General features: G+C 72.9%; 2 protein-coding genes. Both read left to right on the forward strand.

Going from position 1 to position 1,009, the window contains the following annotated elements:
• Nucleotides 1-6: 6 nt before the first annotated feature.
• Complete coding sequence (gene folE, locus ABZ641_RS39450; protein ID WP_359989579.1) at nt 7-591, forward strand: GTP cyclohydrolase I FolE; 585 nt, start codon at nt 7-9, stop codon at nt 589-591.
• A gap of 59 nt (nt 592-650) precedes the next feature.
• Nucleotides 651-1,009: winged helix-turn-helix domain-containing protein (locus tag ABZ641_RS39455; protein ID WP_359989577.1), on the forward strand; the 359-nt coding region annotated here is incomplete at its 3' end.

The raw sequence follows: 1,009 nt of genomic DNA on the forward strand, positions 1-1,009 counted from the left end.
GCCGCGGTGCCGCTGCACGTCGTCCACGACGGCGACGGCGTCGACCTCGCCGCGGCGGAGGACGCCGCCGCCCGGTTCCTGCACGCCCTGGGCATCTCCACCGACTCGGAGAGCCTGCGCGGCACACCGGGCCGCATGGCCCGCGCCTACGCCGAGATGTTCAGCCCCCGGCCGTTCGACCTGACCACCTTCCCCAACGACGAGGGCTACGACGAACTCGTCCTCGCGCGCTCGATCCCGCTCCGCTCGGTCTGCGAACACCACCTGCTGCCGTTCGTGGGTACCGCGCACGTCGGTTACCTGCCGGGCCGGCGGATCCTGGGCCTGTCGAAACTCGCCCGGGTCGTCGAGCACTTCGCCTGCCGCCCGCAGGTCCAGGAACGCCTGACCAAGCAGGTCGCCGACTGGCTGCAGGACCGCCTCGCCCCGAAGGGCGTCGGGGTGGTCATCGAGGCGGAGCACACCTGCATGACCCTGCGAGGTGTCCAGGCCGGCGGCTCCAGGACCCTCACCTCCACCCTGCTGGGAACCCTGCGGGAGGACGCACGCTCCCGCGCCGAGTTCCTGATGCTCACCGGCCTGTCCCGGTGACCCCGCGGAGGTGGCGCGGCCTTTCTATCTCCTACCTGCATTGTTCCTAGAATGGCCGGATGGAGGACATCGACGCGATCGCGGTGCTGCAGGATCCGGTGCGGCGCCGCCTGTACGAGTACGTGGCAGCCCGGGGGCGCGAGGTCGGCCGCAACGAGGCCGCCGAGGCGACGGGAGTGGCACGCACGCTCGCCGCGCACCACCTGGACAGACTGGCCGAGGCCGGGCTGCTGGAGACCGGCATGCGCCGGCTGACGGGACGTTCCGGGCCGGGCGCCGGCCGCCCCGCCAAGGTCTACACGCGGGCGAAGGCCGAACGGTCGGTGTCACTGCCGGCCCGCGACTACCGCACCGCCGCCGAACTGCTCGCCGAGGCGGCCGAACAGGCCGGTCTGGACGCCGGGCTGTGCGAGGCGGC

It is taken from the genome of Kitasatospora sp. NPDC007106 (assembly GCF_040634455.1).
In the GTDB taxonomy this organism is placed as follows: domain Bacteria; phylum Actinomycetota; class Actinomycetes; order Streptomycetales; family Streptomycetaceae; genus Kitasatospora; species Kitasatospora arboriphila.